1 protein-coding gene is annotated in these 4,017 nt (G+C 61.1%); it reads right to left on the bottom strand.

Annotated features, from left to right (window positions below):
* A partial coding sequence (locus L696_RS28605; protein WP_155985389.1) for a type I polyketide synthase occupies positions 1–4,017 on the bottom strand: 4,017 nt, incomplete at both ends.

Genomic DNA, 4,017 nt, shown 5'->3' with positions numbered 1-4,017 from the left:
GCTCGTTTCCACGAGCTTCTCCGACACAGCGACCTGCTCGTCTTCCGCAACCGCTCCAGCTTCCAGCACGCGGGAGGTATACCCTTTGAAACGGATGCGAACGCTTCCTTCCTTGTCGCAGAGGTCGACATCGAGCTTTTGCACCTTGTCTTCCGGCCGGCTGCCCGCGCTGTATCGAACGAGCGCCCACATCTCGGCTTCACACGGCCCAAAGACATCTAGCTCCTGCAGCGCAAACGGCAGTGCCGGCTTGAAGATCTCTTGCCCGATCAGGAACCCGACGGCCGATTGCAAGGCCGCATCTGCAAGGCTCGGATGCAGAAGGTAGTCGGTCAGAGAGTCGGTGACGACGGGCGGCAGCCTCAATCCGGCCAGCACGCGCCTTTCGCCCACCTGCACCTGCTCGATGCCTTGATAGGCCGGCCCGTACTCCATGCCCATCGCACGAAAAAATTCATAGCACTCCGCTGCCCCGTACTGTCCCTGCACGAAGGATGCTTGCAGTTCCTTCAGGTCCCACTTCGGCGCTTCTTCCGCCGGCGCATTCCGCACGGCACGTCCTTGGCTGTGCACGATCTCCTCCCCGTCTTGCAGGGTGTAGACCTCATATCCAACCTCTCCGCCCGCCTCCGGGAAGAGGGCGATGTGCACCTCGACAGGTTCTTCGCCGACGAGGATCGGCCGCGCCCAGACCACATTGCGCAGGCGAACATCCTTCAGGCCAGCCGCCTGCTCGACCGCCTTGCGGGCCATCTCCAGATAGGCCACGCCGGGCAGCACCTTCTGCCCCTTGACCACATGATCGGCCAAGAAGAACTCCGCTCCCATGAACGTCGAGGAAAAGCGCTGTTCCGCAAAATCAGACGTGTTCCGATGAACCAGCGGATGCAACTGCGACGCCGTCGGAAGAGCGCTGACCTCCGCCTTCTGTGCAACCCAGTATTCTTCCCGCGCGAACGGATAGGTCGGCAGGTTCGTGCGCGTAGGTCTTTCTGCGCCGAACAGCGCGTCTCCCGCGATCTCGCCGCCTTGGCAATACAGACCGGCAAGTGTACGAAGGTGCTCCTGATAGGCCGCAGGGTTCGTCGCCAATTCGCGGCTCTTCTCTGCCAGCTCCAACGCCTGCTCCTGCAGGGCCGGCTCTCCGGCCTTCTCGCGCGCCACCTTGCCGCGGAACACGTTGGCATCTTGCACACCTTCCCGCGCCTGTTTCAGAACGCGCAGCATCTCCTGCGCATCCTGCACCACGACCGCCAGACGATGGGCAAAATGCTGACGTCCCTCCAGCAACGTGTAGCTGATCTGCGCGAGACTGCCTGCCGCGCCCGAATCGGTCTCCAGCATCGCGATCATGTCTTGCAGTTTCTCTTGCAGCGCCTCGTCCGTTTTCGCCGAAAATGCGAGCAGGTAATGCGAGTCCTGGGGACCGGTATTCCCACCCTTTTCAAAACTGCGGACGACCATGTGCGCGTTGGTGCCGCTCATGCCGAACGAACTCAACGCTCCCACACGGCCTGCGCCCGCCCGCTTCGTCCACGGCTTGCTCGTCTTATTCACATAAAAGGCACTGTTCTCCCAACGGATGTACTCGTTCTCCGTCTCGCAATGCAGGCTGGCCGGGATGGTCTCATGCCGCATCGCCTGAACCAAGCTGATCAGGTTGACCAAACCTGACGCCGCAAACGTGTGGCCCAGATTGGTCTTGGTCGAAGTCAGCGCACAATACCCGCGCTTTTGCGTGCGGCGCTTGAAGACGTCCTGCAGCGCATGAACCTCGACCGGGTCCCCGAGCTTCGTCCCGGTGCCATGCGTCACGATGTAGTCGATCTCTTCCGGGTCTACCTCGTGCTGCTCGTACACATCCTGTACGAGATTCGCCTGTGCGACGGTGCTTGGCGCCGTGATGCCGTTCGTCTTGCCGTCATAGTTCACGCCGCTGCCTTGGATGACCACGTAGACCGGGTCGCCGTCCGCCAGTGCTTGCGAGAGCCGCTTGAGCACGACCACCGCCACAGCTTCCCCCGGCACCAAACCGTTCGCCCCGTTGTCAAACGCCTTGCATTTGCCATCCTCCGACAGCATGCCGGCCTCCGTCATGCCTAGGTAAGCGGCCGGCGTCAGCAGCAAGTTCACGCCGGCGACCACCGCCGCGTCACACTCCCCATTTCGCAGGCTCAAGCAGGCCTGATGGGCTACCACCAACCCGGAGGAGCAGGCGGTATTGATCGCCATCACCGGGCCGCTAAAGTTCAGGAAATACGGCAGGCGCGCCGCAAGAATCGCGTTATGGTTCGACGTGATGCTGGTGTCCTCGCCTTGAGACAGCATCTGATAGTCGCCTTCTTCCACACCGACGAACATGCCGATCTTGCTCTCGTTCAGATGTCGCTTGCCCAATCCCGCATCTTCCAGCGCCCGCCACGCCTCTTGCAGGAGCAGGCGCTGTTTCGGGTCCATCGCTTCGGCTTCCAGCGGCGAGATCTCAAAGAACAGCGGATCGAACTCCCGCACGCCCGGGATCGCACCCAGCCATTTGCTGCGACTGCGGTCGCCATAATACTCCCGCCAGTCATAGCGGTCTTCCGGAATCTCGGTGACCGCATCCCGTCCTTCGGCGAGGATGTCCCACAGTTCGTCGATGTTGCGCGCCTGCGGGAAGCGCCCGCTCATCCCGATGATCGCAATCGGCTCCGGCCCCGCTCCCGTGGTCTCGGTCGCCGCCGTTTCCGCAATAGTGTCCTCAAGAGACGCTTCCGGCTGTTTCTCCACACGCTCAGGCTGCACTCGCTCCGTCGCGTAGAAGGCGCGCACGACTTCTCCATGCTCGCTCTCCAGATGCGAGACCAGCGCCTGAATCGTCGAATGCCCGAAAAACACCGCCGGGGAGATCTCCACGCCAAAATGCTTCGTCATCGCAGCGGCCAGCTCGGCCAAGCTGACCGACTCAAATCCAAAATCGGCCAGGTTCGTCCCCACGTCCAACTTGTCCCGCGAGACCTTTAGAATTCCGCCGATCAGTTCTTGCAAATTCCACGTCAAGCATTGCGCCACCGTGAATCCCTTCATCTCCGGACGTCTTCCGGAAACGGAAGAGAGGACCGCTTGCGAGGTCGGAGCCTTCGAAGGCTCCGGCTGCGACAGGCCGAGGAAGTGCTCGACTCGACGGCGCTCTCCGGCCATGACCAGATGCTGCGTCCGCTCCTGCGAGAGAAGGAGGTCGAACATCGCCAGCCCTTCTTCCACTTCCAAGAAGCGCTGACCGCTCGTTTTCAGGTAGATCTTGGCGCTCTCTTCATCTTCCAGCCCCATGCCTCCGTCTCTCCAGAGCGGCCAGTTGATCACCAGCGTCTTACCCGGACGCCCCTGTTCGTTTCGCATGGCTGCATAGGCCATCTGGAACCGGTTCGCCAGCGCATAGTCACCCGAACCAAAGTCGCCGAGGACCGCCGAAGACGACGAGAAATAGCAGACGAACTCCAACGCCTCTTCGTCTGCGAGCAGCTCGTCAAGCACTTGGGTGCCCCTGATTTTCGGGTCGAGGATGCGTTTGAAACTCTCCGCATCTTTCTCAAGGATGCTCCGGTCGCTCGTGACACCCGCCGCATGCACAACGCCATGAATCGCACCAAACTGCTCACGCGCTTGAGCAAGCCCTTCCCGCATCGCATCCGCATCGCAGACATCAGCTTTCACATACAGGACTTGGCTGCCCAGTTGTTCCAGAGCACGGAGCTTGGCCAGCTTCTCATCGTCATGCGCAGAGCGGCCAGTCAGGATCAGCTTGACCGGACCTTTTTTCGCAAAATATTCCGAAAATAAATACCCAAGCCCGCCGCATCCTCCGGTGATCAGATAAGTGCCCCCTGCTCTCACCTTCAAGTCGCCCGCTTGCAAGTCGGTCGGCTGCACGGAGCAGACATAGCGCTTGCCGGATCGGTAGAGAACGCTGGAGAGCGAGGGCGCTTGCAGTTCCGTCAAAATCTTCGGCAGGCACGCAGCGAGCGAGACCTCTCCCTC

It is taken from the genome of Paenibacillus maysiensis, assembly GCF_000520815.1.
In the GTDB taxonomy this organism is placed as follows: Bacteria; Bacillota; Bacilli; order Paenibacillales; family Paenibacillaceae; genus Paenibacillus; species Paenibacillus maysiensis.
The sequence above is the reverse complement of the archived record's forward strand: the minus strand, read 5'-3'. Positions and strand labels throughout refer to the sequence as shown.